A 26,772-nucleotide genomic window follows, 5' to 3' on the forward strand; every position below is an offset into this window, starting at 1 on the left:
ATTGTGCTTTCCATGAGACTCGGCCTCCTGACCTGCACGCTTCTGTCGACGGTGCTGGGCGTGAGCCTGCTCCCCGGCGTGGCTCTCTCCGACGCCTCCGCGGCGCCCGCACCGGTCGTCGTACCGGCGTCGGTGGCGGAGGCGCCACCGCTCGCCGAGGCGCCCGTGACGCCTGCGGCGCGCAACAAGGCCGACAGCTACCGGCCCAACCCGGGGCTGCGCTTCAACGAGCCCTACAACCGGGGTGGCAAGAAGGCCAACACGATCCGGCGCCACATCCTGCGCAGCATCGACAGCACCCGGCGCGGTGACGTGATCCAGATGGCGGCATGGAACATCCGTGGCCGCTCGTGGATGAAGTCGCTGATCCGCGCCCACAAGCGCGGCGTCGCCGTCCAGATCATCATGGACAAGGTCAACTGGGGCCCGGGTCACCCGAACCCCGAGGCCGCCGCGGTCGCCAAGGTGCTCAAGGGCAAGGAGAACCGCCCGGTCCAGAGCTGGCTGCGCAAGTGCTCCAGCTCGTGCCGGGGCAAGCGCGGCATCCCGCACTCGAAGTTCTACCTCTTCAGCCGGGTCAACGACCGCAGCTACGTGACGATGTTCGGCTCCAACAACGCCACCAACGTCGCCGCCGAGGACCAGTGGAACGACCTCTACACCTGGGTCAACAACAAGAAGATCTACACGACCTTCCAGAACATCTTCAACCAGATGAAGCTCGACCGGAACCAGGGCAGCCGCGCCTTCGTGCGGGCCCGGTTCAGCCCGACCCAGATGGTCGACTTCTACCCCTACAAGGGCGCGATCCCGACCAAGATCGGCGACCCCGACATGTACCGGCTCAACCGGATCACGTGCCGCGGCGCGACGGGCGGGGCGGGCTTCAAGGGCCGCACCAAGATCCGGATCCAGCAGACCGCGATCCACGGCGAGCGCGGCAAGAAGCTCGCCCGCAAGCTGGTCCAGCTCCGCAAGGCCGGCTGCGACATCCGGATCGTCTACGCCCTCATGGGCGGGGACGTCCACAAGATCCTGACCCGCGGCAAGGTCGCCAAGCTCCAGCTGGCCTACGACCGCGACCGCAACGGCGTCTACGACATCTACCTGCACACCAAGGCGATGGCGATCAGCGGCGTCTACGAGGGCCGGACCAACGCGCGCGTGGTCTACAACGGCAGCGCCAACTGGAGCTCGGTCCCGCTGGCCAGCGACGACGTCGTGGGCGAGTTCCGCGACATCTCGATGACCAAGGCCTACATCGACTGGACCGACTTCCTCTTCAAACACCGCCCGAAGCGCTGGGGCCCGGTCAACCTCGCCCCGGTCAAGTCCTCGGTGGTCGAGGGCCGGATCATGCCGGTCGACCCGTACTCGTTCATGAAGGAGCAGGGCCTCTGAGCGACGGGGTCGCACCCCCTACGCTGGAGGCGTGTACCCCTTCCTCAAGGGCCACGGGACCGAGAACGACTTCGTCCTGCTGCCCGACCCCGACGGCACCGTCCACGGCGCGCTGACCCCCGAGCGGGTCCGCGCGCTGTGCGACCGGCGCGCGGGGATCGGCGGCGACGGCGTGCTCCGCGTGATCCGTACGGCGGCGATCGGTGCCGACGGTGCCGGCCAGGACGCGGAGTGGTTCATGGACTACCGCAACGCCGACGGCTCGGTCTCGGAGATGTGCGGCAACGGCGTCCGGGTCTTCGGCCGCTACCTCGCCGAGCAGGGGCTGGCCGACCCGGCACGCCCCGTCCCGGTCGCCACCCGGGCCGGGGTCAAGGTGCTCACCTTCGCGGGTGGTGCGGCCGACGGTGAGATCACCGTCGACATGGGTGTGCCCGCCGTCCTGGGCGAGACCAAGGTCGCGGTCGCCGACCACGCCTGGCCGGCGCTCCACGTCGACATGGGCAACCCCCACGCGGTCGCCTTCGTCGACGACCTCGCCGACGCGGGCCCGCTGCTCGCCGCGCCGGCCCACGACCCGGCGGTCTACCCGGCGGGTGTCAACGTCGAGTTCGTCGTCCGCCGCGGGGCGCGCCACGTCGCGATGCGGGTCCACGAGCGTGGCTCGGGCGAGACCCGCTCGTGCGGGACCGGCGCCTGCGCGGTCATGGTCGCCACGGCGCTGGCCGACGACGCCCCGCGCGATACCGACTACCGCGTGGACCTGCCCGGCGGCACGCTGCGGATCAGCTGGACCGCCGACGACCGGATCCTGATGACCGGCCCCGCCGTCGTCGTGGCCGCGGGCACCACCGCGCTCTGAGCAGCCGCCCACGTCTCTGACAGTGACACCGACGGTGTCACGGTGCCGGGCTCCGCCCTATGCTCCCGACCATGGAACTCACCGGATCCTCTGCCATCGTCACCGGCGCCTCCTCAGGCATCGGCGCCGCGGTCGCCCGCGCGCTCGCCGCCCAGGGCGCGACCGTCGTCGTCGCCGACCTCCAGGCCGACAAGGGCGAGGCCCTCGCCGCCGAGATCAACGGCGTCTTCGCCCAGGTCGACGTCACCAACACCGAGCAGATCGCCGGCGCGGTCAAGGCCGCCGCCGAGATCGCCCCGCTGCGCGCCGTGGTCAACTCCGCCGGCATCGGCTGGGCCCAGCGCACCATCGGCCGCGACGGCCAGCTCGAGTCGGCCCACTCGCTCGAGGCGTTCACCAAGGTCGTCGCGATCAACCTGATCGGCACCTTCGACATGGTCCGCCAGGCCGCCACCGTGATGAGCCAGAACGAGCCCGACGCCGACGGCTGCCGCGGCGCCATCGTCAACCTGGCCAGCGTGGCCGCCTTCGACGGCCAGATCGGCCAGGCGTCGTACTCGGCGTCCAAGGGCGGCGTCGTCGGCATGACCCTCCCGGTCGCCCGCGACCTGTCCGCGGCCGGCATCCGCCTCAACACCGTCGCCCCCGGCCTGATCGACACCCCGATCTACGGCGAGGGCGAGGCGGCCGAGGCGTTCAAGGCCAAGCTCGGCGAGAGCGTGCTCTTCCCCAAGCGCCTCGGCGTGCCGGCCGAGCTGGCCAGCATGGTGGTCGAGTGCCTGACCAATGCGTACATGAACGGCGAGGTCATCCGCGTCGACGGCGGCATCCGGATGCCCCCGAAGTAGTCAGCACCGGGCGCCTCCCGCCGCGCGCCAGCGCAGCGCGGCGGGAGACCCGCCCCGCCCGCCCGCGGCAGCGCGTCGAGAGGCGCCCCCCGGCAGCTTGCTGCCCCTACCGGCGCCGAAGACGCGCTCGCGCCCCAAGCCGCCGTTGGGTCTGGCCGCCCAGTGAGCCCTGCACCGAGCGGAGGTCAACCGCGCGCGCGGCAGCGCGTCGAGAGGCGCCCCCCGGCAGCTTGCTGCCCCTACCGGCGCCGAAGACGCGCTCGCGCAAATCGGAGCTAGCCCTCGCACCACATCGCGCTGTAGGCGCCCTTGGTCGAGCGCCGCTCCGTGACCCGGCCGTCGACCGTGATCGTGCAGTTGACCGGCTGGTCCACCCGCCCCTGCTGGGCGAACACCACCGCGTAGTCCGGGTTGCCGTAGACCGTGGTGGTCAACGACCAGGTGCTGCCGCGCACGACGGCGGTGCCCTCGTGGTTCTCCACGCTGGTCGGGATGATCCAGGCGACCGTGCCGAGCGTGCCGGCGGTCGACATCCGCACCGTCAGGGTGTGCTTGGGCAGCTGCGAGTAGTCGCCTGCCCCCTGCAGTCCCGGCGGTACGCCGAGCCCGGACGTGTGCCCGCCGAACAGGTCGCCCGGTCCGGCGTCCGTCGCCGACGGGTCGACCGTGGTGCCCTTGACCGGCGTGGCCGGTGACGGGGTGCTGGTCGGCGCCGAGGAGGAGTCGTCCGCCCGCGGTGTCGAGTCGATGGCGCGGTCGGACGGTCCCGGCCGCAGAGAAAGGAAGCTGGCGACGATGACGATGACGGAGGCGACTGCGATCAACGCGAAGGTCCTGCTCTCGCCCCCCGGCCGTAGAGCACTCACACCACGCCAACGAGCCAACCCGGGCACTCGCTATGGGTGGCGTCCCTCGGGTGTTCACCATCACGCCGCGCAGTGCTCAGGACGGCGTCGTCGGCGGCCGGTTCGCTACGAGCGTGACGCTGCTCTGGGATGACCGGAACCGCCTCGGTGAGCTCCGCGTGGGCCGCCGCACCACCATCGTCGCCGGGCTCTCCGGCGTGTCCGTCCCGGCGCTCGGCCTGCTCGGCCGTACGCCGGCCTTCGTCGAGCGCCGCGTCGATCTGACCACCGGCGCCCGCAGCGGCGAGGTCGGTACGACGTCCGCCGTGCTCTGGTCGCGGGCGCCCGGCCCCAGCCGGATGATGGTCCGCCTGCACAGCAACGGCCGGCACCGGCGCCTGGTCCGCGGCCCGTGGACCGACCCGCGCGCCGACCTCACCGCGCGCGTGCACCTGACCGGGCTCGCGCCCGGCCGCGAGTACGCCGCCGAGATCTGGTTCGAGACGCCCGAGGGGGAGCGCAGCGCCCCTGAGCACCTGACCTTCGCGACCGCGCCGATCCACGCGGCCGCGCAGACGGTCCTCTGGTCCGGCGACACCTTCGGCCAGGGCTGGGGGATCGATCTGGCGCGCGGCGGCGTCACGACGTACCGGACGATGCTCGACCTGCGCCCGGACCTCTTCATCCACGTGGGCGACACGATCTACGCCGACGAGCCGATGACCGACTCGGTGCTGCTGCCCGAGAACGGCACCACCTGGCGCAACGAGCTCACCGAGGACGTGCTGGGCGTCGCCGAGACGCTCGACCAGTTCCGCGGCCGGCACCGCTACCTCCTGCACGACGACAACGCGCGCGCCTTCCACGCCGCGGTGCCGACCGCGGTGCAGTGGGACGACCACGAGACGTGCAACAACTGGTGGCCCGGCGAGATCATCGACGACGAGGCCTACACCGAGCGTCGCGCGGACGTGCTGGCCGTGCGCGGGCGCCGGGCCTGGCAGGAGTACCAGCCGGTGCCGGTCAAGCGCCTGGTGCCGGCCGACGGCGACGGCTTCGTCGCGACCCGCCTCTACCGCCGGATCCCGCGCGGGCAGCACCTCGACCTCTTCCTGCTCGACATGCGCAGCTGGCGGGGGCCGAACCCGGACCACGACCCGGCCGTCGTACGGGACCGGGTGGCGGCCGGTCTGCTCGGCCGCGAGCAGGAGGCCTGGTTGATCGACGGGCTGCGCCGCTCCACCGCCACCTGGAAGGTCGTCTCGATCGACCAGCCGCTCTCGGCGCCGGCCAGCCGGACCTACGACCTCGACGGCGTCTCGAACGGCGACGGCGGCCCGCCGCTGGGCCGCGAGCACGAGATCGGCCGGGTGCTCGCGGCGATCAAGCGGTACCGGATCCGCAATGTCGTGTGGGTGACGGCCGACGTGCACTACACGGCGGCGTACCACTACCACCCGGAGCGCGCGTTGTTCACCGACTTCGACCCGTTCTGGGAGTTCGTCTCGGGACCGCTGCACTGCTCGCCGTTCACCCCCAAGGACGACCAGCTCGACGCGACCTTCGGTCCGCGCGCGGTCTTCTCGCACGGCAAGGAGGAGGACCTGAACGTCAAGATCGCGCCGCGCCCCGACAACCAGCACATCGGCAGCCTCCAGGTCGCCGCGTCGGGCGCCCTCACCGTCACGCTGTACGACGGCGCGGCCACGCCGCTGTGGCGCCGCACCCTCGAGCCGGAGCCCCTGGTCAGCCCGGCGCGCGCCGGGACTTGAACCGCAGCGACTCGAGCTGCTCGGCGGGCAGGCGGGGCTGGCCGTTCTCGAGGTCGTAGCGGGCCCGCGCGACCGCGGACGCGGTCACCCGGCCGCGCTCGTCGGCGTACGCCGCCAGCGAGTGGGTCCGCGCCAGCCGCGGGCCGACGGCGTTCTCGGTGAGCCCGGCCTGGGCCCCCGCCGCGCGCAGCGAGGCCTGGCCGTGGAGCACGGCGGTCGCCATCGCCTCGTCGATGAGCTGGGTGATCCGGTCGGCAGCCTCGCGCAGGTAGGGCAGGGCCAGCTCGGGGTCCCTGCCCTCGGCCTCGTCGAGCGCCTGCCGGATCTGGGCGAGCACGCCGACCGAGGGCACCACCGGCACCCGGGTGGGCCGGTCGCCGCGGCGCGGGACGCTCGGATCGGTCATGTCTCCGATGGTGCCGCACAAAGTGCGGATCCGCAAAGCGTGCGGCCCCGCAGATGATGCGCGTGCCGCCGGGGCCACCGCCGGGACCACCGCCGATAAACGGGAAGCATCGGCTCGGCGGCGTCGTTACCCTGGAGACGCTTATGACGAACCATGCTGAAGACTTCTCCCTCGCTGCCGCGCTGCGCGCCACCGAGGGCTGGGACGACCCCGACGACCTGACCGACCCGATCGACGACGCCGACGCGGCGGAGGGCGACGACGACGGCTGGGTCTCCGGCTACGCCGACGCCGACCCCGAGGAGGCCGAGGACCTGACCACCGGCGACCTCGACCTGGTCGAGCGCCACGAGCTGCGCCGCGTCGCCGGCCTGCGCACCGAGCTCGAGGACATCACCGAGGTCGAGTACCGCCAGCTCCGCCTCGAGCGCGTCGTGCTCGTCGGCGTGTGGACCGAGGGCACCGTGGCCGACGTCGAGAACGCCATGGCCGAGCTCGCGCTGCTCGCCGAGACGGCCGGCTCCGAGGTGCTCGACGCGATCTATCAGCGCCGCCAGTCGCCCGACCCGGCGACCTACATCGGCCGCGGCAAGGTCGAGGGCCTGCGCGAGATCGTGCAGGCGACCGGCGCCGACACCGTGATCTGCGACGGTGAGCTCGCGCCGAGCCAGCTGCGCAACCTCGAGGACAAGGTCAAGGTCAAGGTCGTCGACCGGACCGCGCTGATCCTCGACATCTTCGCCCAGCACGCGAAGTCCAAGGAGGGCCAGGCCCAGGTCGAGCTCGCCCAGCTCAGCTACATGAAGCAGCGGCTGCGCGGCTGGGGCGGCAACCTGTCCCGCCAGGCCGGTGGCCGGGTCGGCGCCGACGGCGGCGGCATCGGTGGCCGTGGTCCCGGTGAGACCAAGATCGAGACCGACCGGCGCCGGATCAACGACAAGATCGCCAAGCTGCGCCGCGAGCTCAAGGTCATGAAGGGCACCCGCGACACCAAGCGCCAGGAGCGCCGCCGCAACGAGATCCCCTCCGTGGCGATCGCCGGCTACACCAACGCCGGCAAGTCCTCCCTGCTCAACCGGCTCACCGGTGCGGGCGTGCTCGTCGAGGACGCGCTGTTCGCGACGCTCGACCCGACCACCCGGCGTACGACGACGGGGGACGGGCGCATCTACACGATGAGCGACACCGTCGGCTTCGTCCGGCACCTGCCGCACCAGCTCGTCGAGGCCTTCCGCTCGACGCTCGAGGAGGTCGCCGACGCCGACCTCATCGTGCACGTCGTCGACGGCTCGCACCCCGACCCCGAGGGCCAGCTGACCGCGGTGCGCGAGGTGCTCGCCGACATCGAGGCCGGCGACGTCCCCGAGCTCGTCATCATCAACAAGACCGACGCGGCCGACCCGCTGGTGGTCGACCGGCTGCTGCGCCGCGAGCCCCACTCCGTCGCCGTCTCGGCGCGCACGGGCGAGGGCATCGCCGCCGCCATCGCGGCGATCGAGGCCGACCTCCCGCGCCCGCAGGTCGAGTTCACCGCGCTCGTGCCCTACGCGCGCGGCGACCTCATCGACCGGATCCACAAGGACGGCGAGATCGGCACGCTCGAGCACACCGCCGAGGGCACCCGGGTCACCGGCCGCGCCACCGAGGCGCTCGCCGGCGAGCTCGCCGCCTACGCGGTCTGACGCCGTGGTGGGGCCGGGGCGGCGCCGGGTCACGCTCGGCGTGCTCGCCGTGGTCCTCACCGCCGCGGTCAGCCTGACCGTGTGGGCCCGGGCCGGTGCCCGTGGCGACCACTGCGGCGCGGTCCGGGAGCGGGCCGACGCCCGTGCCGCGCTCGTCACCGGCAGCGGACCCGAGGTGCTGGTGATCGGCGACTCCTACGCGGTCGGCGCCGGGCTGCGCCCCGACCAGTCCTGGCCGGTACGGCTGCCCGGCCGGGTGCGGGTCGACGGCTTCTCGGGCAGCGGGTTCAGCGCCGCTGCGAGCGGCTGCGGCGACGTCTCCTATGCCGTGCGGGCCCGGTCCGCGCTGCGCCCGGGCACCGCGCTGGTCGTGGTCGAGGGCGGGCTCAACGACTACGACCAGCCGATCGCCGCGCTCGCCGCCGGCTTCGACCGGCTGATGGGGGTCCTCGAGGACCGTCCGGTGCTCGTCGTCGGACCACCGCCGGCGCCCGAGCGGCCGGCCGGCACGGTGCGGGCCGTCGACGCCGAGCTGGCCCGGCTCGCGGCGGCCCACGCGACGCCGTACCTGTCGCTGGTGGGGGTCGAGCTGACCTACCAACGCGACCGGCTGCACCCTGACGCGGCGGGCCAGCGCGTGTTCGGCGAGGCCGTCGCGGACCGGGTCCGTGCGCTCGGCGTCCCCGGCGTCTAGCGTCGGTCCATGAAGTCGGCCGTCTGGGTCCCGTTGTTCGACGAGCTCGCCGACCCTGCGGTCGTCGTCCGGCTGGCGGTAGCGGCCGAGGAGCACGGCTGGGACGGCTTCTTCGTCTGGGACCACGTGCGCTGGCGGACTCCGGTCCAGGCCGTCGCCGACCCGTGGACCACCCTCGCCGCGGTCGCCACCGCGACCACCTCGGTCCGGCTGGGCCCGATGGTGAGCGCCCTGCCGCGCCGCCGGCCGCAGGTCCTGGCCCGGCAGAGCGTCACGCTCGACCTGCTCAGCGGCGGCCGCCTGGTCCTCGGCGCGGGTCTCGGCAGCGACCGGTTCGGCGAGGAGTTCTCCCGGTTCGGCGAGGAGGTCGACGACCGGCGCCGGGCCGCGATGCTCGACGACACGATCACGATCCTGCGCACGGCGTGGTCCGGCGAGCCGGTCCAGTACGACGCCGACTGGTGCACCATCGACGACGTCACGTTCCTCCCGCGCCCGGTCCGGGGCGAGATCCCGATCTGGACGGCCGGGTTCCCCGGCTACCGGCGCCCGCTCGAGCGGGCAGCACGGGCCGACGGCTTCGTCCCCGTCAACCTCGAGCAGCCCGACCAGCTCGTCACGGCCCTCGCCCGGATCGACCTGCTGCGGACCGAGGCGGGGGCCGCCGCGACGCCGTACGAGGTCGCCGTACCGCTGCCCGGGACGGCCGACCTCGCGGCGTTCGCCCAGGCCGGTGCCACCTGGTGGCTGGCCGACGTCGACCCGCACACGATCACCGCCGACGAGCTCGCCGGGGTGATCCGGGACGGTCCGTTCCGCTGAGCCGGGCGCCCCTGTGGAGGGGCGCGCAAGCGGCGGCGCCGGACCATCTAGGGTTCTCCGGTGACCACTCGCGCCGCCGTGCAGACCCCGCCCGTCCGCGAGCTCCTCGCGTCGGCGGTGGCGGCCCTCGGCGGCCAGCAGCGCGATGGTCAGCTGGCGATGGCCGAGGCCGTCGCGGAGTCCTTCGCCGACAAGGAGCACCTCCTCGTCCAGGCCGGCACCGGTACCGGAAAGTCGCTCGGCTACCTGGTCCCCGCGCTCCTCCACGACCAGCGCGTCGTCATCGCCACCGCCACCCTGGCGCTCCAGCACCAGCTCGTCGAGCGCGACCTGCCCCGCCTGGTCAAGGCGGTCGGGACGACACCCGGCGTCGACGCGTCGTACGCGGTGCTCAAGGGGCGCTCCAACTACGCCTGCCTGCACCGGGTCCGCGAGGGCGCGCCCGACGAGCAGGGCGAGCTGATCCAGGCCGAGGCCGCGCTCGGCGCCCTCGGGCGCAAGGTCCTCGCGCTGCGCGAGTGGGCCGAGCAGGCCTCCGAGAAGGGCCGCACCGGCGAGCGGGACGACGCCCCGCGCCACACCGACAAGGAGTGGCGCCAGGTCAGCGTCACCGCCCGCGAGTGCGTCGGCGCGAGCAAGTGCGCCTTCGGCGAGGAGTGCTTCGCCGAGCGGGCCAAGGAGAAGGCGCACAAGTCCCACCTCATCGTCACCAACCACTCCCTGCTCGCGATCGACGCGATCGAGGGCATCCCGATGATCCCCGAGTACGACGCCGTGGTGATCGACGAGGCCCACGAGCTCGCCGCACGGGTCACCCAGGCCGCCACCGACGAGCTCTGGGCCGCCGAGGTCGAGCGGGCCGCGCGGCGCAGCATCCGCCACGTCGAGGGCAGCGAGGGCGACGACCTCGCCGATGCGGCCGACGCGCTGCGCGCGGCGATCACCGATGCGCCGACCGGACGCTTCGAGCGGGTGCCCGAGGACCTCGCCGACGCGCTCACGCTGGTCCGGGACGCGGCGCGCGCCTGCCTGTCGGCGTACCCCAAGGCGGAGTCGGGCAGCGAGCCCGACGCCGCGCTCACCCAGGCCAAGGGCATGGTCCAGGAGGTGCTCACCACCGCCGAGCGGATGGCCGCCTTCTCCGAGGCCGACGTGCTCTGGCGCACCGAGGGCACCGACCGGATCCCGCCGATGCTCTGCGTCGCGCCGCTCCAGGTCTGGGGCCAGATGCGCGACCGGCTGCTCGCCGACAACACCGTGGTGCTCACCTCGGCGACGCTCATGCTCGGCGGCGACTTCTCGACCGTGGCCGGCTCGGTCGGCCTCAAGCCGTCCGAGCGGGTCGATTCTGCCGCGCCCCGCGCGGACTGGCCCGACGACGCCCAGCCCTGGCGTGGACTCGACGTGGGCAGCCCGTTCGACTACCCCAAGCAGGGCATCCTCTACGTCGCCCGGCACCTCCCGCCGCCCGGACGCGACGGCCTCGGCCCGGCCCAGCTCGACGCCATCACCGAGCTCATCGACGCCGCCGACGGCCGTACCCTCGGCCTGTTCTCCAGCCGCCGCGCGGCCGAGGCCGCGGCCGAGCACGTCCGCAAGGCACTGCCCCACCTGACCACGCTCGCCCAGGGCGAGGCGCAGCTGCCCGAGCTGGCCCGGCAGTTCGTCGAGGACCCCTACACCTGCCTGTTCGGCACGCTGGGCCTGTGGCAGGGACTCGACGTACCGGGGGACACCTGCCAGCTGGTGATCATCGACCGGATCCCGTTCCCGCGCCCCGACGACCCGCTGATGAGCGCGCGCCAGAAGGCGGCCGACAAGGCCGGCGGCAACGGCTTCATGCAGGTCGCCGCGACCCACGCCGCGCTGCTGCTCGCCCAGGGCGCGGGCCGGCTGATCCGCACCACGGACGACCGAGGCGTGGTCGCCGTCCTCGATCCGAGGCTGGCGACCGCGCGCTACGGGTCGTTCCTGAAGGCGAGCCTGCCGCCGATGTGGCCGACCACCGACCCGGCGGTCGTGCGGTCGGCCCTGACCCGGCTGGCCGAGGTCAGCGGATCACGCGAGCGCTGATCTTGGCCGCACGGGTCTTGTTGCCGGAGTTCGACAGGTTGATCTCGACCCACTGGACGTTGCGGCCGAACGGGTAGACCACCCGCTTGTCGCCCTTGGCGTTGATCTTGACCTTGCGGGTCACGGCCGGCTTGTTCTTCTGCTTGATCGTGACGATCGCGAAGGCACCGGCGTTGCGCGAGCTGAGGTTGACGTCGACCCGAAGCCGCCCGGCGCGCTGCAGCGCGCTCTTGTAGCGGACCGTGCGCGAGGCCAGCTTGTTGATGTCGGTGCGCGCCGAGACGCTGCGACCCATGGTCAGCCGGTACGAGCGCCACAGCGGCGCCGCCCGGTAGGCCGAGCCCTCGGAGTAGTACGCCGCCGGGCGCCGGTTCCACGCGGTGAACCAGCCGAACTGCTTGCGCAGCTCGGTGTTGCGCGCGGCCAGCGTGCGGTTGAGTGCGGTCCGGGCGTCGGTCGTGCCGGCGGCCCGGTTCCAGATGTCGCGGATGATCACCGGCATCCCGCCGGCCGGCGTCGGGAAGCGCTCGCTGAGGTAGCGGAAGAAGATCCAGGCGCCGTAGGCCCCGTTGGCGTTGGTCATCGCCTGCGCCGGGCGGCCCAGGGGACCGCTGCTGAGGAACTGGCGGTTGTCGTTGACGTTGTCGTAGAGCTCGTCCTCGGCCCAGGTTGCGGTCGCCTCCATCATCCAGCGCTCCTCGCCGATGTCGTAGGCGAACTGGACGGCGTGGAAGTACTCGTGGGCCGCGGTGACCTGGAGGTTCTCGGTCGGCGTGTGGGCCCGGCCGAACTCGGCGGCCGAGTAGTCGTTGTCGAGCACGCAGTAGGCCGGGGCGGTGCCGTGGCCGCCGACCTGGCGGTCGGTGGTGCAGTAGCCGTAGAGGCCGTACTTGCCGAGGTCGGCGAGGTAGACGTCGAAGGCGCCGTTGACGTTCCCGACGCCGCCGCTGGACATGCCGGCGGCACCGTCGGAGAGCGGCTTGCGGTAGCCGGCGGTCGCGTAGCGACCGGCGACGTACTGCATCACGTCGAGGACGTCGGCGGCCCAGGCGCCGCTCGCGGCGTTGACGCCGGAGGCGACGTAGTGGACGCAGATGCCGTTCTCGCAGACCGAGGGGGCCTCGGGGACGCTGCCGTAGCAGGGCAGGCCGGAGCCCGAGGTGCACTCGATGCCACCGGCCGGGTCGTTCGGGTTGGGCCGGGCGAGCAGTCGCGCGGCGTCCTTCTTGAGGCCGCTGGGCAGGTCGTTGCGGGTGGTGGCCAGGTCGGCCAGCGCCAGGGTCAGGTCGTTGCCGTCGGTCGTCGTGACCGGCGTGGCCGGGTCGATGATGCCCTGGACCGTCTCGAGCGCCGCCTCGGCCTCGGCCTGCGGGTCGACCGGCGCGGCCGGATCAGCCGGGTCAGCCGCGGTCGCCGTAGCGAGCGTGCCGGTCAGCGGGTCCACGACCAGACCCGCGAGGTCGGTCGGCGGCACTGGGCTGCCCGTCTCGGCCTGCGCCGCGGCGCCGGTGAGCGGGACCACCAGCAGCGCGGTCAGCAGGGACGGGACGAGGAACGCGGCGCGGGGGAAGCGGCTGCGAGAAGTCATGGGGAAGATCGGGCTTTCGCCTGGACGACAAGACCCCCTGACCCTACGTCACCGAGCGCTCAGACCCGCCTAAGGACGGCGGTCACCTTGCCGAGGATGGTGGCGTGGGTGCCGTCGATCGGCTCGAAGGCCGGGTTGTGCGGCAGCAGCCACACCTGACCGTCCTTGCGCTGGAAGGTCTTGACCGTCGCCTCGCCGTCGATCATCGCCGCGACGATCTCGCCGTTCTCGGCCGTCGGCTGCTGGCGGATCACCACGTAGTCGCCGTGGCAGATCGCGGCCTCGATCATCGACTCGCCGCTGACCTCGAGCAGGAACAGCTGGCCGTCGCCGACGAGCTGGCGGGGGAGCGGGAAGACGTCCTCGACCCGCTCCTCGGCCAGGATCGGGCCGCCTGCGGCGATCCGGCCGACGACCGGCACGTTGGCCGGGACCGGCGCGGCGTCGCCGATGCCGGTCTCGTCGTAGGCCGGGCGGTCGGGGTCCTCGACGTTGCCGATGGCGCGCCGGGCCGCCATCACCTCGGGCAGGAACACCTCGAGGGCGCGCGGCCGGTTGGGGTCGCGCTTGAGGTAGCCCTTCTCCTCGAGGGTGCGCAGCTGGTGGGCGACGCTGGAGGTGCTGGTCAGGCCGACGGCCTGACCGATCTCGCGCATGCTCGGCGGGTAGCCGCGCTTCTCGATGCTGTCCTTGATGTGGGCCAGGACCCGCTGCTGGCGCGGCGTGAGTCCGGTGGCGTCCGCCGGGCCGTCGGGCAGCTCGGTGACCTTGCTCGCCTGCTTGGCGGCCTGCTTGTCGGCCTTGCGGTCAGCCATGGGTGGTGCCCTCCAGATCGGCGACGGTCTCGCGGCCCGGCCCGAACCGGGACGGTGTGACGACGCTAACCGAAGTCGCCGCCCCTTTTCAAACACGTGTTCGAACGGGCGTGTCGGCTCTTGCCTGCGCGAGCCGGCCGGAGACTCTCGAACGGATTTTCGAACGAGGGCTGGATTTGTTCGAACACATGATCTAGTCTCGTACACACGTTCGATCGAACACCTGATCGAGACGACTTCCGTCGGACCCCCTGACTACAAACAGGGATCCGTCCACTTCCCCCGGAGGTTCACCATGAGCACCGTCACCCTTGCCCCGCGCGTCGCCCCCGCCCGTCGTACGGCTGCGCCTGCCGTGCGCCGTACCGGACAGGTCCGGCTGACCCGCCGTGGACGCCTCGTGGTCTTCCTCTTCGCGCTCACCGCGGTCGTCGTCGCCGCGATCTGGCTCGCCGCCGGCTCCGCCGCCTCCCGCGACGCCGCCCCGGCGCCCGCCGAGGTCGACGTCATCACCGTCGCCCCCGGCGACACCCTGTGGGACATCGCCAGCGACGCCGCCGCCACGACCGGCGACGACGTGCGCGACATGATGCAGCGCATCGAGCAGCTCAACGCGCTGGACGGCGGCACCGTCTACGTCGGCCAGGACCTCCGCGTCCCCGCCGACAGCTGAGCCGCCACCTGAACTTCTCCGCTGACTCGACCCCAGCGGAGTTGGGGAAGACGAGGGGCGGGATCCGGTCGACCGACCTCACCCGGATCCCGCCGCTCGCGTTTTTGGGCGCGAGCGCGTCTTCGGCGCTCCTGGGCGGCAGCAAGCTGCCGGGAGAGCGCCTCTCGACGCGCTGCCGCGCTCGCAGTTGTCGTCCGCGCGGTGCCGGGTTGCTGGGCGGCCAGACCGGGGCAGGCCGCGTGGGTCGGGGCGCAACCCCTGCCGCACCCTGCCGGGCCGCTCCGGGCCCCAACCCCTGCCGGGCCGCTCCGGGCGCGCCTCTGCCGAGTCGGGCGGGGGGAACGCGGGCTCGAGCCCTGGCTGCGGGTCCGAGCCCGGGCCGGGCGGCCGGGCCGACCGTCAGCGAGCGGCGCGCTTGCCGCCCTTGGGGGCGTCGGGGTCGCGCTTGGGCTTCGGGTCCGGCGCGGAGGTCAGGCCGAGTGCCCGCGAGAACCGCGCGGCCAGCATGAACGCCAGGAACAGGCAGAGCATGGCGCCCGCCGAGGCGACCACGAGCAGCGCCCAGGCGCCGGTCTTGTCGTCGTGGCGGGCGGTCGCGCCGAAGTCGATGGCGGCGAGGACCAGGTACCCCCAGGCGACCAGGGCGAACGTGATCCCGGCCGCGAGCAGGAGCAGGGCAGGGCGGAATCGCGCCTTCGTCCGATCGCCGGCCCGCTTTCCTCCTGCCACGGCGGTCATTGTTGCTGATGGGTGGGTGGAATGGGTCGGCAACCCTCCGTCTAGGGCGCACCTCGTCGATCCACAGGCTCCCCGGAGGCCCTCGAACCGCCCTCCCGACCCCCTCCGCGGACGACGTCCAGACCGGTCCCGCACCCAAATCCCGCCGTGTTTCAGGCGTGCTGAGCGGGTCCGCGCGACAGGCCGGGGCGCGGTCTTGCGTCCGTCGTGCCCGGGGCGTACGGTTACCACTACATCTAGTAGTTACAACGATGTAGTTCTCCACATATAGGTCCACAGGACCTGGCGTGAAGTACACAGAAACATCCTCGTTTGTGCACAGGGGAAGCCCCTTTGTCCACAAGCGCCGACTCGGGAGGAGGAACCATGCACTGTCCGTACTGCAAGCACAACGACACCAAGGTCCTCGACTCCCGGGTATCCGAGGACGGCTGCTCGATCCGGCGTCGCCGGGTCTGCCAGTCGCCTGCGTGCGAGAAGCGGTTCACGACCGTCGAGGCCATGCAGCTGACCGTGCTCAAGCGCTCCGGCGCGACCGAGCCGTTCACGCGCGACAAGGCCGTCGCCGGCGTCCGGAAGGCCTGCAAGGGCCGCCCGGTCGACGAGGACGACCTGGCCCGCCTGGGCCAGGAGGTCGAGGACCAGCTGCGACTCGCCGGCAGCCCCGAGATCGCGGCCCACGAGGTGGGCCTCGCGATCCTCTCGCCCCTGCGCCGCCTCGATGAGGTGGCCTATCTCCGCTTCGCCTCCGTCTACCGCGGGTTCGACTCCGCGGCGGACTTCGAGAACGAGATCGCCCTGCTGCGTGCCGAGCGCCAGCTGCAGAGCGAGTCGGGCGGAGCCCCGGGCGGTCTCGCGACCGCCTCAGCCCCGACGGGCTGACCACGAACGCCCGGCAGGTAGTGGGGAAGCTGCCTGCCGGGCCACCACCCTTCCCCAAGAGCGCGCATCCATCGCCGCACCGCCGACCCCCGCCACGTCGCACACCAGGAGACCAGGAGAGTCATGACCGAGACGGCCAGCAACCCGACCGCCGCAGGCGCCGCATCCGGCAAGGGCCTGAAGATCGACCGCGTCTTCAGCACCGAGGGCACCCACCCCTACGACGAGATCACCTGGGAGCGTCGGGACGTCGTCCAGACCAACTGGAAGACGGGCGAGACCGTCTTCGAGCAGCTCGGTGTGGAGTTCCCCGACTTCTGGTCGCTCAACGCCTCCACGATCGTCACCACCAAGTACTTCCGCGGCGCGGTCGGCACCCCGGAGCGGGAGCGCGGCCTCAAGCAGCTCATCGACCGGGTCGTGTCGACGTACGTCAAGGCGGGCAAGGAGCACGGCTACTTCGCGAGCGTGGCGGACGCGGAGGTCTTCGAGCACGAGCTGACCTGGCTGCTCGTGCACCAGTACTTCTCCTTCAACTCCCCGGTGTGGTTCAACGTCGGCACGACCGCTCCCCAGCAGGTCTCCGCGTGCTTCATCCTCTCCGTCGACGACTCGATGGACTCGATCCTGAACTGGTACAAGGAAGAGGGCTTCATCTTCAAGGGCGGCTCCGGCGCCGGCCTGAACCTCTCCCGGATCCGCTCCTCCAAGGAGCTCCTCAGCAGCGGCGGTACGGCGTCCGGCCCGGTCTCCTTCATGCGCGGCGCCGACGCCTCGGCGGGCACCATCAAGTCGGGCGGCGCCACGCGTCGTGCGGCCAAGATGGTCGTCCTCGACGTCGACCACCCCGACATCGAGGAGTTCGTCGAGACCAAGTGGCGCGAGGAGGACAAGATCCGTGCCCTGCGCGACGCCGGCTACGACATGGACCTCGGTGGCAAGGACATCACCTCGGTCCAGTACCAGAACGCCAACAACTCGGTGCGCGTCAACGACGAGTTCATGCGCGCCGTCGAGGCCGGCACCGACTTCGGCCTGCGCGCCCGGATGACCGGCGAGGTCATCGAGACCGTCGACGCCCGCAGCCTGTTCCGCAAGATCAGCGAGGCCGCCTGGGCCTGCGCCGACCCGGGCCTGCAGTACGACGACACGATCAACGCCTGGCACACCAACCCCGAGACCGGCCGGATCACCGCGTCCAACCCGTGCTCGGAGTACATGTCGCTCGACAACTCCTCGTGCAACCTCGCCTCGCTCAACCTGCTGAAGTTCCTGCGCGAGGACGACACCTTCGACGCCCCCCTGTTCGCGAAGGCCGTCGAGCTGATCATCACCGCGATGGACATCTCGATCTGCTTCGCCGACTTCCCGACCGAGCCCATCGGCGAGACCACCCGCGACTACCGCCAGCTCGGCATCGGCTACGCCAACCTCGGCGCGCTGCTCATGGCCATGGGCCTGGGCTACGACTCCGAGGGTGGCCGCGCGATGGCCGCGACCGTCACCTCGCTGATGACCGGTACGTCGTACCGTCGTTCGGCCGAGCTCGCCGCGATCGTCGGCCCCTACGCCGGCTACGCCCGCAACGCCGAGGCCCACCAGCGCGTCATGCGCAAGCACCAGGCGGCCAACGACGACGTCCGTACGCTCCACATCGCCGACGCCGAGGTCCACAAGCTGGCCACCGAGGAGTGGGCCCAGGTCGTCGAGCTCGGCAAGACCAATGGCTTCCGCAACGCCCAGGCCTCCGTGCTCGCGCCGACCGGCACCATCGGCTTCATGATGGACTGCGACACCACCGGCATCGAGCCCGACTTCTCCCTGGTGAAGTTCAAGAAGCTCGTCGGCGGCGGCTCGCTGCAGATCGTCAACCAGACCATCCCGCGCGCCCTCAAGAAGCTGGGCTACGACAGCGAGAAGGTCGAGGCGATCGTCGCCTACATCGGCGAGCACGGCCACGTCGTCGACGCCCCCGGCCTCAAGCCGGAGCACTACGAGATCTTCGACACCGCCATGGGTGAGCGCTCGCTCAAGCCGATGGGCCACGTCCTGATGATGGCCGCCTGCCAGCCCTTCCTCTCCGGCGCCATCTCCAAGACGGTCAACCTGCCCGAGTCGGCCTCCGTCGAGGACATCGAGCAGATCTACCTCGAGTCGTGGAAGCTCGGCCTCAAGGCCACCGCGATCTACCGCGACAACTGCAAGGTCGGCCAGCCCCTGGCCGACGGCGGCGGCAAGGCCAAGAAGGACGCCGCCGACGCTGCCGACGCCGCTGCCGAGGGCAAGGTCGTCGAGAAGGTCGTCGAGAAGATCGTCTACGCCCCCACCCGCAAGCGCCTCCCGAAGTCCCGCCAGGCCCGCACCACGTCGTTCACCGTGGCCGGCGCCGAGGGCTATATGACCTCGGGCGCCCACGACGACAACGCCCTCGGCGAGATCTTCCTCAAGCTCGGCAAGCAGGGCTCCACCCTGGCCGGCGTGATGGACGCCTTCTCGATCGCCGTCTCCATCGGCCTCCAGTACGGCGTCCCGCTCGAGACCTACGTCTCGAAGTTCACCAACCTCCGCTTCGAGCCCGCCGGCCTCACCGACGACCCGGACGTCCGGATGGCGCAGTCGATCATGGACTACGTCTTCCGTCGCCTGGCCCTGGACTACCTGTCCTTCGACGAGCGCGCCGCCCTCGGCATCTACTCCGCCGACGAGCGCCAGCGCCACCTCGAGACCGGCTCGTACGAGCCCGTCGAGGAGACCGGCAACGCCTCCGAGCTCGTCGACACCGCCCCCGTCGCCAAGACCGCCCCGGTCGAGGCCGAGGTCGTCGAGGTCGCCGACGAGGACCCCCTCGCCGGCGCCCCCGAGGTCAAGGTCGCCAAGACCACGGCCGAGCTCCTCGAGCAGATCACCGGCCACGCGGTCGACAGCCCGCTGTGCATGACCTGCGGCACGAAGATGCGGCCGGCCGGCTCGTGCTACGTGTGCGAGGGCTGCGGCAGCACCAGCGGCTGCAGCTGAGCCAGTACGTCCAACGGCCCGGTCCCTCAGTGAGGGGCCGGGCCGTTGTGCTGTGAGAGCGGAGGGGGCGGCCCGGCCGGCGTCGTCGAACGTTCGCTGGTGATCAGCACCACCGCGAGACCGAGGACGCCGAGCAGTGCGAGTGCGGGCAGACGCGGATCGGCGACCTCCGCGTCGTGGTTCCGCGCTTCCTCGAGCTGCTTGGAGATCAGTTCGAGGTACTTGTTGGCGGACCACCCGTTGACGACCGCCTGTTGCGGTGCGCCGTCGGCGAGCCCGTTGTTGCGGTCGTCGTCGGACTCGATGGTGCCGCGCGCGTTGCCGAAGGACGGCGCGTCGTCGTCCGGGGCCATCACAAACCACACGGCGACGGCGGCGAGGACGAGGATGCCGCCGACGATGCGGCGGGTGACGAGGTGGATGCTCACGGGGACTCCGGATCGGGTGGGGGGCTGAGGGGTGCGCCAACCTACAACGGTGCTCTGCCGCCGCGCGGCCGTTTCGGCCGGGCCGTGGGGGATCCCTCCCTAGGCGTGGCTTCCGGCGCCACTGGTCCCGTACGGCGCCTCACCCACCACGAACTCCCGGAACCGCTCCGCCGCCGGCTCCAGCCCCCGATCCGTCCGCCACGTCATCCCCACGCTGCGCCGCGCGTTCGCCCCGGTGAGCGCGATGCCGACGGTGCCGGAGACCCCCGCGAACGCCTCCGGTACGACGGCCACCCCGAGCCCCGCAGCGACCAGACCTTCGATGGTCGCGAGATCGGCGCTCTCGAAGGACACGGGCAGGGTGATGCCGGCGTCGGTGAGGAGGCGGTCGACGAGGGTGCGGAAGCCGAAGCCGAGGGGGGTGGTGACGAGCTCTTCGGAGGTGAGGTCGCGCAGGTCGATGCGCTTGCGGGTGCGGAGGCGGTGGGTGGGCGGGACGATGAGGACGAGGCGTTCGTGCTGGAGCGTGATCCAGCCGAAGTCACCGTCGGGGCGGCCGGAGGTGATGGCGAGGTCGACGGTGCCGGCGTTGAGGTCGCGGAGCATGGCGTGGGCGGGTTCTTGGGAGAGCTCGACGCGGACGCCGGGGGCCTGGTGGTGGAAGCCGCGGAGGATGCGGGGGACCAGGGAGGTCGCCATGGAGTCGAGGAAGGCGAGGCGGACGATGCCGCGGTCGGGGTCGAGGCGGGTCTCGATCTCGGTGGTCATCTGGCGGTAGCGGGCGACGAGGTCGCGGGCGGCGTCGACGACGAAGGCGCCGTTGGGGGTGGTGGTGAGGCCGTCGGGCACGCGCTCGAAGAGGCGTACGCCGAGCTCGTCCTCGGCGCGCGCGAGGGCTCGGGAGAGCGTGGGTTGGGTGACGCCGAGGATCGCGGCGGTGTCGGTCACGTGCTGGTGGTCGGCCAGTGCGACCAGCCACTCGAGGTCTCGGATGCGCACGCGACGAGAATACGCGAAGCGTATGGAGGGCCAGCGTGGATCGCATTAGACGCATGACCGTGGACGGCGCACGCTGGTCGGGTGCATGAGGGACATCTGCGTGGATCGGCCGCGTACCGGCGGACCATGGCGGCGATGGTGTGTGCGGGGATGGTCACCTTCGTCCTGCTGTACGACACCCAGGCGCTGCTGCCCGCCTTCCACGACGACTTCGGGGTGACGCCGGCGCAGGCGACCTTGTCGATGTCGCTGACCACGGCGGGACTGGCGCTGGGGCTGCTGGTCGCGGGGCCGGCATCCGAGGTGGTCGGGCGGACCCGGATGATCGTCGGTGCGGTCTGGCTGTCGAGCCTGGTCGCGCTGCTGTGCCCGTTCGCGTGGTCGTGGGATGCCCTGCTGGTGCTGCGGTTCGTCGAGGGTCTGGTGCTGGCGGGGCTGCCGGCGGTGGCGACGGCGTACCTCCGTGAGGAGCTGCACGCGTCGGCGCAGGCGCGGGCGGCCGGCGTCTACATCGGCGGTACGGCGCTCGGCGGCATGGTGGGCCGGGTGCTGACCGCGCCGGTGACCGAGGCGCTCGACTGGCGCTGGGGTCTCGGTGCGGCCGCGGTGCTGAGCCTGGTCTGCGCGGTCGCGGTGACGCTGACCCTGCCGCCGTCCCGCAACTTCCGGGGACGCCGGCGCCAGGAGCTCGCGCTGGGGGAGATGTCGCGGGCGGCGCTGGCCGATCCCGTCCTGCGCCGCCTGTACGTCGTCGGGGCGTGCTCGGTGGGCGCGCTGGTGGTGGTGTTCAACGCGCTCGGCTTCCGGCTGGTCGGGGGACCGCACCATCTCGGTCTGGGGGCGATCAGCCTGCTCTACCTGGTCTACCCGCTCGGGTCGGTCAGTGCGGCGGTCTCCGGCGCCTGGGCCGACCGGGTCGGACGGCGGGCGGTGCTGCCGGTGGGCTGTGCCGTCGCGATCGCGGGCGTCGCCCTCACCGTCCCGCACAGCCTGGTCGCGATCGTGGCCGGACTGGCGTGCCTGGCCATGGGCTTCTTCGTGGTCCACGGCATCGCGAGCGGCTGGGTCGCGGTGCGGGCCCACGCAGCCGGTGCGAGCGCGAGCCAGGCGGCCGCGTTCTACCTCTGCGCCTACTACGTCGGCTCGTCGGTGTTCGGCAGCCTCGGGGCGAGCGCGTGGTCGACGTACGGATGGGTGGGACCGGCGGTGCTGGCGCTCGGGCTGCTCGCGGTCGTCGGGGTGCTCGGCCTGGACCTGCGGCACGTGCCCGCGATCACAGCGGTGCCGATGTCCAGTGCGACTGCTCGTTAGCTCGCCAGGAACTCGGCGTAGCGTTCCTCGAGTCTCGTCTGGTCAGGCCGGGCCGCGCGCGAGGACGGCACCGCCATCAGACGTTGACCGTGCATCGCTTGGATTCCGTGGCGCAGCATCGGACCGTCCTTCTCCGCCAGGATGTCGTCGCGCACGTGCAGCGTGAGATCCAGTCGGATGCCGAGGATGTCGGCGTCGTAGGCGGCGTGGTGAATCTTGCACAGCGCCATGCCGTTGGGGACGACGGGCTGACCGTTCGGTCGGCCGTCGGCGATGATGTGCGCCGCGTCGAGCAAGCTGCTGTGCCCGAGATTGCAGACCGCGCACCGAGTTCCGTAGGCCAGCAGGACCTGCGCCCGGAAGACCTTCTGGTGGAGTCGCTGCTTGGTGAGTCGAGCTACGTAGTCACGAGTGTCGTCAGGCATCGCGGTGCCTACGGTGACGAGGCGCTGAGCGGGGTCGACGGCGAGGGTGAACTCGAGCCGTCCGGGATCGTCCCCGACGACCCATACGGGATAGATCGGCTCATAGCAGCCCGCGGCGATGCCCACGAACCACAGCAGAGGCACCTTCAGCTCGAACGCTCGGCGGAGGGCCACGTTCTCCGCCTGGTTGGGATCAGTACCTCGGTACTTGTAGCGCTGCAGGCCATCCGATCCGATCTCATCGGCATAGGGGGCAGCTTTCCCGGCGGAGTGAAGGTCGTCCTGATCGCGAGCGCCGCGTCGAATCCGGCCGGCTTGCGGATCCCTCGCTGGAGGTCCATCAGCGGGATCTCACGACCTTCGAACTCGAACGTTCGCAGCCACGCGTAGTCGACGCGCGGTGTCGGTCGCGCATCGAGCCAACGCATCGCGGCTTCGCGCAAGGCGAGCTCGCCGGGGAATCCTCCACGAGGAGAGTCATACCACTAGCGGGACCCGGCCGGCCGCGCTCTCGGGCCACGACCGACCGGATCGTTCAGGGAAGGCGTTCCGCGAAGGAGGGCCCTAGCGCACGGCCGCCAGGAACTCCCGGGTCCGCTGGTGCTGCGGGTCGCTGATCACCTGCGCCGCCGGACCGACCTCGACGATCTGGCCGCCGTCGAAGAAGGCCACCCGGTCGGCCACGTCGCGCGCGAACCCGATCTCGTGGGTGACCACGATCATGGTCATGCCGGTCTCGGCGAGGTTGCGCATGACGGCGAGGACGTCACCGACGAGCTCGGGGTCGAGGGCGGAGGTGGGCTCGTCGAAGAGCATGAGGCTGGGCTGCATGCACAGGGCGCGGGCGATGGCGACGCGCTGCTGCTGGCCGCCGGAGAGGCTGCGCGGGTAGGCGTGGGCCTTCTCGGCGAGCCCAACCTGGCCGAGGAGGGCGAGGGCGCGCTCGCGGACCTCGCGGCGGGGCTGGCGCAGCACGCGCAGGGGTGCCTCGACGAGGTTCTCCAGCACCGTCATGTGGGGGAACAGGTTGAAGTGCTGGAAGACCATGCCGACCTGGGTGCGCTGGCGGCAGATCTCGCGGTCGCTGAGCTCGTAGAGCTTGGTGCCGCGCTGCTCGTAGCCGACGGTCGTGTCGCCGACCCAGAGCCGGCCGCCGTCGATGGCCTCGAGGTGGTTGACGCAGCGCAGGAAGGTGGACTTGCCCGAGCCCGAGGGGCCGATCAGGCAGAGCACCTCGCCCTGCTCGACGACGAGGTCGATGCCCTTGAGGACCTCCAGGTTGCCGTACGACTTGCGTACGCCGGCCGCGCGTACCTTGGGCGCGGCCACGGCCGTGGTGGTCATGACTTGCTCCTCTCGACGGGTGCATGGGTGCGGAAGAACTTGCGCAGCTGCTGCAGGGGCGTGGGCGGCAGGTTGCGGTTGCCGCGGGCGTAGCGGCGCTCCAGGTAGTACTGGCCGATGCCGAGGACCGTGGTGACGGCGAGGTACCAGATGCTCGCGACGATGAGGAGCGGGACGGTCTGGAAGTTCTTCGCGTAGATGATCTGGCTGGAGTACAGCAGGTCGTGGACGGCGAGCACCGAGACGAGCGCGGTGGTCTTGAGCATGCCGATGGTCTCGTTGCCGGTGGGCGGGACGATGACGCGCATCGCCTGGGGGAGCACGATCCGGCGCAGGGTCTGGCCGCGGGTCAGGCCGAGGGCGGACGCCGCCTCGTTCTGGCCGTGGTCGACCGAGAGGATGCCGGCGCGCACGATCTCCGACATGTACGCCGCCTCGTTGAGCCCCAGCCCGAGCACGGCCGCGATGAACGGCGTGATGAGCGTGTTGGCGTCGAGGTGCACGCCGGGCAGGCCGAAGCTGATCACCGGGTAGAGCGCGGCGAGGTTGAACCAGAACAGCAGCTGCACGAGGACCGGCGTCCCGCGGAAGAACGAGACGTAGGCGAAGGCGAAGGTCCGCACGACGGGGTTGGCGCTGAGCCTCATCACGGCGAGCAGGACGGCGAGCAGGATGCCGATCCCCATGCAGATCGCGGTGAGCAGGAGCGTGGTCACCAGGCCGTGGAAGATCGAGACGTCGCGCAGGTAGAGCCCGACGACGTCCCACCCGAAGTTGGGGTTGGTGAACACGTCGCGCAGCGCGTAGGCGGTCAGCGCGACCAGCAGCACCGCGCTGACCCAGCGCAGCGGGTGCCGGCGGCGGACCGTGGTCACCTCGACGTACTCGCTGGTGGGGGAGAGGGCCATGGTGGTCATGTCAGCTCCCCGGGTTCGGCGCGAGGTTGGTGTCGGGGATGTTCCACTTCTTCGTGAGCGTCGCGACGGTGCCGTCGTCGTAGAGCGACGTCACGGCGGCGGCGACGGCCGCGCGCAGCGGCGAGTCCTTGGGCAGCGCGATGCCGGTCGGGCGCGACTCGTAGATGTCGCCGGGGGCGAGCTCGAACTTCCCGCCGGCCAGGGCGCCCTGGTACGAGATCGCGGTGCTGTCGGCCATCATGCCGTCGACGCGGCCGGAGTTGAGGGCGAGGATCGCGTCGTTCTGCGACGGGAACAGCTCGGGCTCGGCGGGCGCCTTGCCGGCGTCGATGCACTGCTGGCGGATGGCGGGCAGCTGCTCGATCGCCTGGGTGGTGCCCTTCTGCGCGGCGATCTTGTGACCGCACAGCACCATCGGGTCCATCGACAGGTCCTCCGGGTTGCCCGGCCGTACGGCGATCCCGGCGCCGCCCTGCAGGTAGGTCACGAAGTCGACGACCTGCTGCCGCTCCGGCGTGATCGAGAAGCTCGACTCGGCGAGGTCGTAGCGCCCGGCGGCGAGGCCGGTGAGGATCGTGTCGAAGCCGGCGTTGACGAGCTCGACCTTCAGGCCGAGCTTCTGCGCCACGGCGGTGGCGAAGTCGGCGTCGAAGCCGACGATCGTCTTGTTGTCGGGGGCGAACATCTCGAACGGCGGGTACGACGCGTCCATCGCGACCTTGATCGTGCCGGTCTTGGCGATGTCGGCCGGCACGAGGTCGGCCGCGGCCTGGTCGGTCGCGACGTCGACCTGGTCCGAGGCGTCGGGGACGTCGACGCCCCCGGTGGCGCCGGGGTCGGTGGAGGCGTTGGTGCAGGCGCTCAGGCCGACGGCGAGCAGGGCGGCGACGGCGGTGCCGGTGAGGAGGTGCTTCATGACGGGAACTCCAGGTGGGTGGGGTGGACGAGCTCGCCGTGGCGAGCGATGACGTGGCCGTCCTTGACGACCAGGGCGCGGGTGGGGCGGGCGACGACGGCCTCCGCGACCGTCCGCGCCGGTACGACGACCAGGTCGCCCGGCGCGCCGGGCACGAGGCCGTAGGAGTCGAGGCCGAGCAGGTGGGCGGCGCCGGTGGTGGCGCAGTCGAGGGCGAGGGCGATGTCCTCGTCGCGGCGCAGCCCGTTGCGGTAGGCGACGTGCATCGCGCGCTCGATCATGTCGCCGTTGCCGTAGGGCCCCCACAGGTCGCGGATGCCGTCGCTGCCGCAGGCGAGCGTGACGCCGCGCTCGGCGAGGTCGCGCACCGAGGGGACCGGTACGTCGTACACGGCGGCGGTGATGACGGCGACGCCGGACTCGGCGAGCAGGTCGATGAGCCGGAACCGCTCGTCCTCGGGGACCGTGCCGAGCGCGTCGGCGTGGCTGAGCGCGACCTTGCCCTGCAACCCGAAGGCGACGGTGCGCCGGGCGACCAGGCCGAACTGCCAGGCCCCGAGGCTGCCGGTGTCGTGCAGGTGGATGTCGATGCCGGCGCCGCGGCGCGCGGCGATCTCGAAGAGCGCGTCGAGCTGGCCGAGCGGGTCGTCGTCGACCCCGGCGGGGTCGATGCCGCCGAGGGTGGTGGCGCCCGCGTCGAGCGCGGCCTCGAGGAGCTCGAGCGTGCCGGGCCGGCGGATGACACCGTCCTGGGGGAAGGCGACCTGCTCGACGTCGACGAGCCCGCGGACCGCGTCGGCGGCCTTGGCGACCGACTCGATGCCGGCCAGGCCGAGCGCGGGGTCGACGTCGGTGTGGGTGCGGACCCGGGTCGTCCCGAGGGCGGCCATGTGCCGGAGCAGGTCGGCGGCGTGCTCGGGGGAGGGCAGCCCGAGGTCGGTGCGCCGGTCCCGTTCGTTGGCGATCCGGTCGACCAGGCGCGGCCCGGCCGCGTGCGGCACCCACGGCCCGCCCCACAGTGTCTTGTCGACGTGGCAGTGGGCGTCGATGAGGCCGGGGAGCACGAGCGCGCCGGCGACGTCCTCGACGGGGACGTCGTCGAGGACGTCCGGGCGGGGCGCGGCGACGCTGGTGCCGATCGCGGCGATCCTTCCGTCGCGGACCAGGACGTCCTGGAGGTCGTCGTGGCCGGGCAGTCGCGCCTGGCGGACGAGCAGGGAGGCAGGCATGTCGCTCCTTGGCTGATGGTATTTGGTATACCGTAGATCGTAGGTCTACGATGTGGCAAGAGACACACTGACCCAGGGGGCCCGGCC

The 26,772-nt window shown here is 71.8% G+C and carries 24 protein-coding genes; 12 read left to right on the plus strand and 12 right to left on the minus strand.

Annotation, left to right across the window (positions count from 1 at the left end; translation table 11 throughout):
• The first annotated feature begins 12 nt into the window (after window positions 1-12).
• The 3 genes from M0M48_RS29710 to M0M48_RS29720 all read left to right on the plus strand — a co-directional run bounded on the left by M0M48_RS29710 (window position 13) and on the right by M0M48_RS29720 (window position 3,111).
• Window positions 13-1,401: a phospholipase D-like domain-containing protein gene (locus M0M48_RS29710; RefSeq protein ID WP_257753879.1), complete on the plus strand. Its 1,389-nt coding sequence runs from the start codon at window positions 13-15 to the stop codon at window positions 1,399-1,401.
• 31 nt (window positions 1,402-1,432) lie between these two features.
• A complete protein-coding gene (gene dapF, locus M0M48_RS29715; RefSeq protein WP_257753880.1) occupies window positions 1,433-2,263 on the plus strand; it encodes a diaminopimelate epimerase in 831 nt (276 codons plus the stop codon).
• Between the two features lie 71 nt (window positions 2,264-2,334).
• On the plus strand, window positions 2,335-3,111 hold the full coding sequence (locus tag M0M48_RS29720; RefSeq protein ID WP_215813286.1) for an SDR family NAD(P)-dependent oxidoreductase: 777 nt from the start codon (window positions 2,335-2,337) through the stop codon (window positions 3,109-3,111).
• Window positions 3,112-3,386: 275 nt separating this feature from the next.
• Here the strand turns inward: M0M48_RS29720 and M0M48_RS29725 are convergent, their stop codons facing one another.
• On the minus strand, window positions 3,387-3,935 hold the full coding sequence (locus tag M0M48_RS29725; protein WP_257753881.1) for a hypothetical protein: 549 nt from the start codon (window positions 3,933-3,935) through the stop codon (window positions 3,387-3,389).
• Between the two features lie 92 nt (window positions 3,936-4,027).
• Here M0M48_RS29725 and M0M48_RS29730 point away from each other — a divergent pair, with 92 nt between their 5' ends.
• On the plus strand, window positions 4,028-5,728 hold the full coding sequence (locus M0M48_RS29730; protein ID WP_257753882.1) for an alkaline phosphatase D family protein: 1,701 nt from the start codon (window positions 4,028-4,030) through the stop codon (window positions 5,726-5,728).
• Here the strand turns inward: M0M48_RS29730 and M0M48_RS29735 are convergent.
• A complete protein-coding gene (locus M0M48_RS29735; protein WP_215813283.1) occupies window positions 5,703-6,134 on the minus strand; it encodes a hypothetical protein in 432 nt (143 codons plus the stop codon). The genes M0M48_RS29730 and M0M48_RS29735 overlap by 26 nt on opposite strands.
• Window positions 6,135-6,277: 143 nt before the next feature.
• On the opposite strand from M0M48_RS29735, the gene hflX reads away from it, so the two are divergent.
• The 4 genes from hflX to M0M48_RS29755 are packed head-to-tail and all read left to right on the plus strand — an operon-like array spanning window position 6,278 to window position 11,405.
• Complete coding sequence (hflX, locus tag M0M48_RS29740) at window positions 6,278-7,816, plus strand: GTPase HflX (RefSeq protein WP_257753883.1); 1,539 nt, start codon at window positions 6,278-6,280, stop codon at window positions 7,814-7,816.
• A gap of 4 nt (window positions 7,817-7,820) precedes the next feature.
• Window positions 7,821-8,510 (plus strand): SGNH/GDSL hydrolase family protein, encoded by a 690-nt coding sequence (locus M0M48_RS29745; RefSeq protein WP_257753884.1) that lies wholly within the window; start codon window positions 7,821-7,823, stop codon window positions 8,508-8,510.
• A gap of 9 nt (window positions 8,511-8,519) precedes the next feature.
• Window positions 8,520-9,332, plus strand: coding sequence for an LLM class flavin-dependent oxidoreductase (locus M0M48_RS29750; RefSeq protein WP_257753885.1), 813 nt, complete (start codon window positions 8,520-8,522; stop codon window positions 9,330-9,332).
• A 60-nt stretch (window positions 9,333-9,392) separates the two neighbouring features.
• A complete protein-coding gene (locus tag M0M48_RS29755) occupies window positions 9,393-11,405 on the plus strand; it encodes an ATP-dependent DNA helicase (RefSeq protein ID WP_374587055.1) in 2,013 nt (670 codons plus the stop codon).
• Here M0M48_RS29755 and M0M48_RS29760 read toward each other — a convergent pair.
• Both M0M48_RS29760 and lexA read right to left on the minus strand, forming a co-directional pair.
• Entirely contained in the window at window positions 11,383-12,993 is a 1,611-nt protein-coding gene (locus M0M48_RS29760) for an MXAN_6640 family putative metalloprotease (RefSeq protein WP_257753886.1), read from the minus strand. The two genes, M0M48_RS29755 and M0M48_RS29760, sit on opposite strands and share 23 nt — an antisense overlap.
• A gap of 59 nt (window positions 12,994-13,052) precedes the next feature.
• A complete protein-coding gene (lexA, locus tag M0M48_RS29765) occupies window positions 13,053-13,808 on the minus strand; it encodes a transcriptional repressor LexA (protein WP_215813278.1) in 756 nt (251 codons plus the stop codon).
• A gap of 295 nt (window positions 13,809-14,103) precedes the next feature.
• Here lexA and M0M48_RS29770 point away from each other — a divergent pair, with 295 nt between their 5' ends.
• Entirely contained in the window at window positions 14,104-14,481 is a 378-nt protein-coding gene (locus M0M48_RS29770) for a LysM peptidoglycan-binding domain-containing protein (RefSeq protein ID WP_257753887.1), read from the plus strand.
• Window positions 14,482-14,880: 399 nt separating this feature from the next.
• On the opposite strand, the gene M0M48_RS29775 is transcribed toward M0M48_RS29770, so the two are convergent.
• A complete protein-coding gene (locus M0M48_RS29775) occupies window positions 14,881-15,210 on the minus strand; it encodes a hypothetical protein (RefSeq protein ID WP_215813276.1) in 330 nt (109 codons plus the stop codon).
• Window positions 15,211-15,585: 375 nt separating this feature from the next.
• On the opposite strand from M0M48_RS29775, the gene nrdR reads away from it, so the two are divergent.
• The gene (nrdR, locus tag M0M48_RS29780; protein WP_215813275.1) at window positions 15,586-16,101 is read left to right on the plus strand and encodes a transcriptional regulator NrdR; all 516 of its coding nucleotides are present in this window, start codon (window positions 15,586-15,588) and stop codon (window positions 16,099-16,101) included.
• Between the two features lie 123 nt (window positions 16,102-16,224).
• On the plus strand, window positions 16,225-19,116 hold the full coding sequence (locus tag M0M48_RS29785) for a vitamin B12-dependent ribonucleotide reductase (RefSeq protein ID WP_257753888.1): 2,892 nt from the start codon (window positions 16,225-16,227) through the stop codon (window positions 19,114-19,116).
• 26 nt (window positions 19,117-19,142) lie between these two features.
• Here M0M48_RS29785 and M0M48_RS29790 read toward each other — a convergent pair whose 3' ends face one another.
• Window positions 19,143-19,544 carry a hypothetical protein gene (locus M0M48_RS29790; protein ID WP_257753889.1) on the minus strand — a complete coding sequence of 134 codons (402 nt, stop codon included), beginning with the start codon at window positions 19,542-19,544 and terminating at the stop codon, window positions 19,143-19,145.
• Window positions 19,545-19,643: 99 nt separating this feature from the next.
• The gene (locus M0M48_RS29795; protein WP_257753890.1) at window positions 19,644-20,543 is read right to left on the minus strand and encodes a LysR family transcriptional regulator; all 900 of its coding nucleotides are present in this window, start codon (window positions 20,541-20,543) and stop codon (window positions 19,644-19,646) included.
• Window positions 20,544-20,624: 81 nt separating this feature from the next.
• Between M0M48_RS29795 and M0M48_RS29800 the strand changes: the two genes are divergently transcribed.
• Entirely contained in the window at window positions 20,625-21,854 is a 1,230-nt protein-coding gene (locus tag M0M48_RS29800; protein WP_257753891.1) for an MFS transporter, read from the plus strand.
• Here M0M48_RS29800 and M0M48_RS29805 read toward each other — a convergent pair.
• The 5 genes from M0M48_RS29805 to M0M48_RS29825 form a co-directional block, all read right to left on the minus strand.
• Window positions 21,851-22,453, minus strand: a complete 603-nt coding sequence (locus M0M48_RS29805; RefSeq protein WP_257753892.1) for an HNH endonuclease — start codon at window positions 22,451-22,453, stop codon at window positions 21,851-21,853. The two genes, M0M48_RS29800 and M0M48_RS29805, sit on opposite strands and share 4 nt — an antisense overlap.
• Window positions 22,454-22,843: 390 nt before the next feature.
• On the minus strand, window positions 22,844-23,623 hold the full coding sequence (locus tag M0M48_RS29810) for an amino acid ABC transporter ATP-binding protein (protein WP_257753893.1): 780 nt from the start codon (window positions 23,621-23,623) through the stop codon (window positions 22,844-22,846).
• Complete coding sequence (locus M0M48_RS29815) at window positions 23,620-24,540, minus strand: amino acid ABC transporter permease (protein WP_257753894.1); 921 nt, start codon at window positions 24,538-24,540, stop codon at window positions 23,620-23,622. The genes M0M48_RS29810 and M0M48_RS29815 overlap by 4 nt, the downstream gene beginning before the upstream one ends.
• A gap of 1 nt (window position 24,541) precedes the next feature.
• Window positions 24,542-25,456, minus strand: a complete 915-nt coding sequence (locus M0M48_RS29820) for an ABC transporter substrate-binding protein (RefSeq protein ID WP_257753895.1) — start codon at window positions 25,454-25,456, stop codon at window positions 24,542-24,544.
• Window positions 25,453-26,685: an amidohydrolase gene (locus M0M48_RS29825; RefSeq protein WP_257753896.1), complete on the minus strand. Its 1,233-nt coding sequence runs from the start codon at window positions 26,683-26,685 to the stop codon at window positions 25,453-25,455. The genes M0M48_RS29820 and M0M48_RS29825 overlap by 4 nt, the downstream gene beginning before the upstream one ends.
• Between the last annotated feature and the right edge of the window lie 87 nt (window positions 26,686-26,772).

The sequence above is a fragment of the Pimelobacter simplex genome (assembly GCF_024662235.1).
Classification (GTDB): Bacteria; Actinomycetota; Actinomycetes; order Propionibacteriales; family Nocardioidaceae; genus Nocardioides.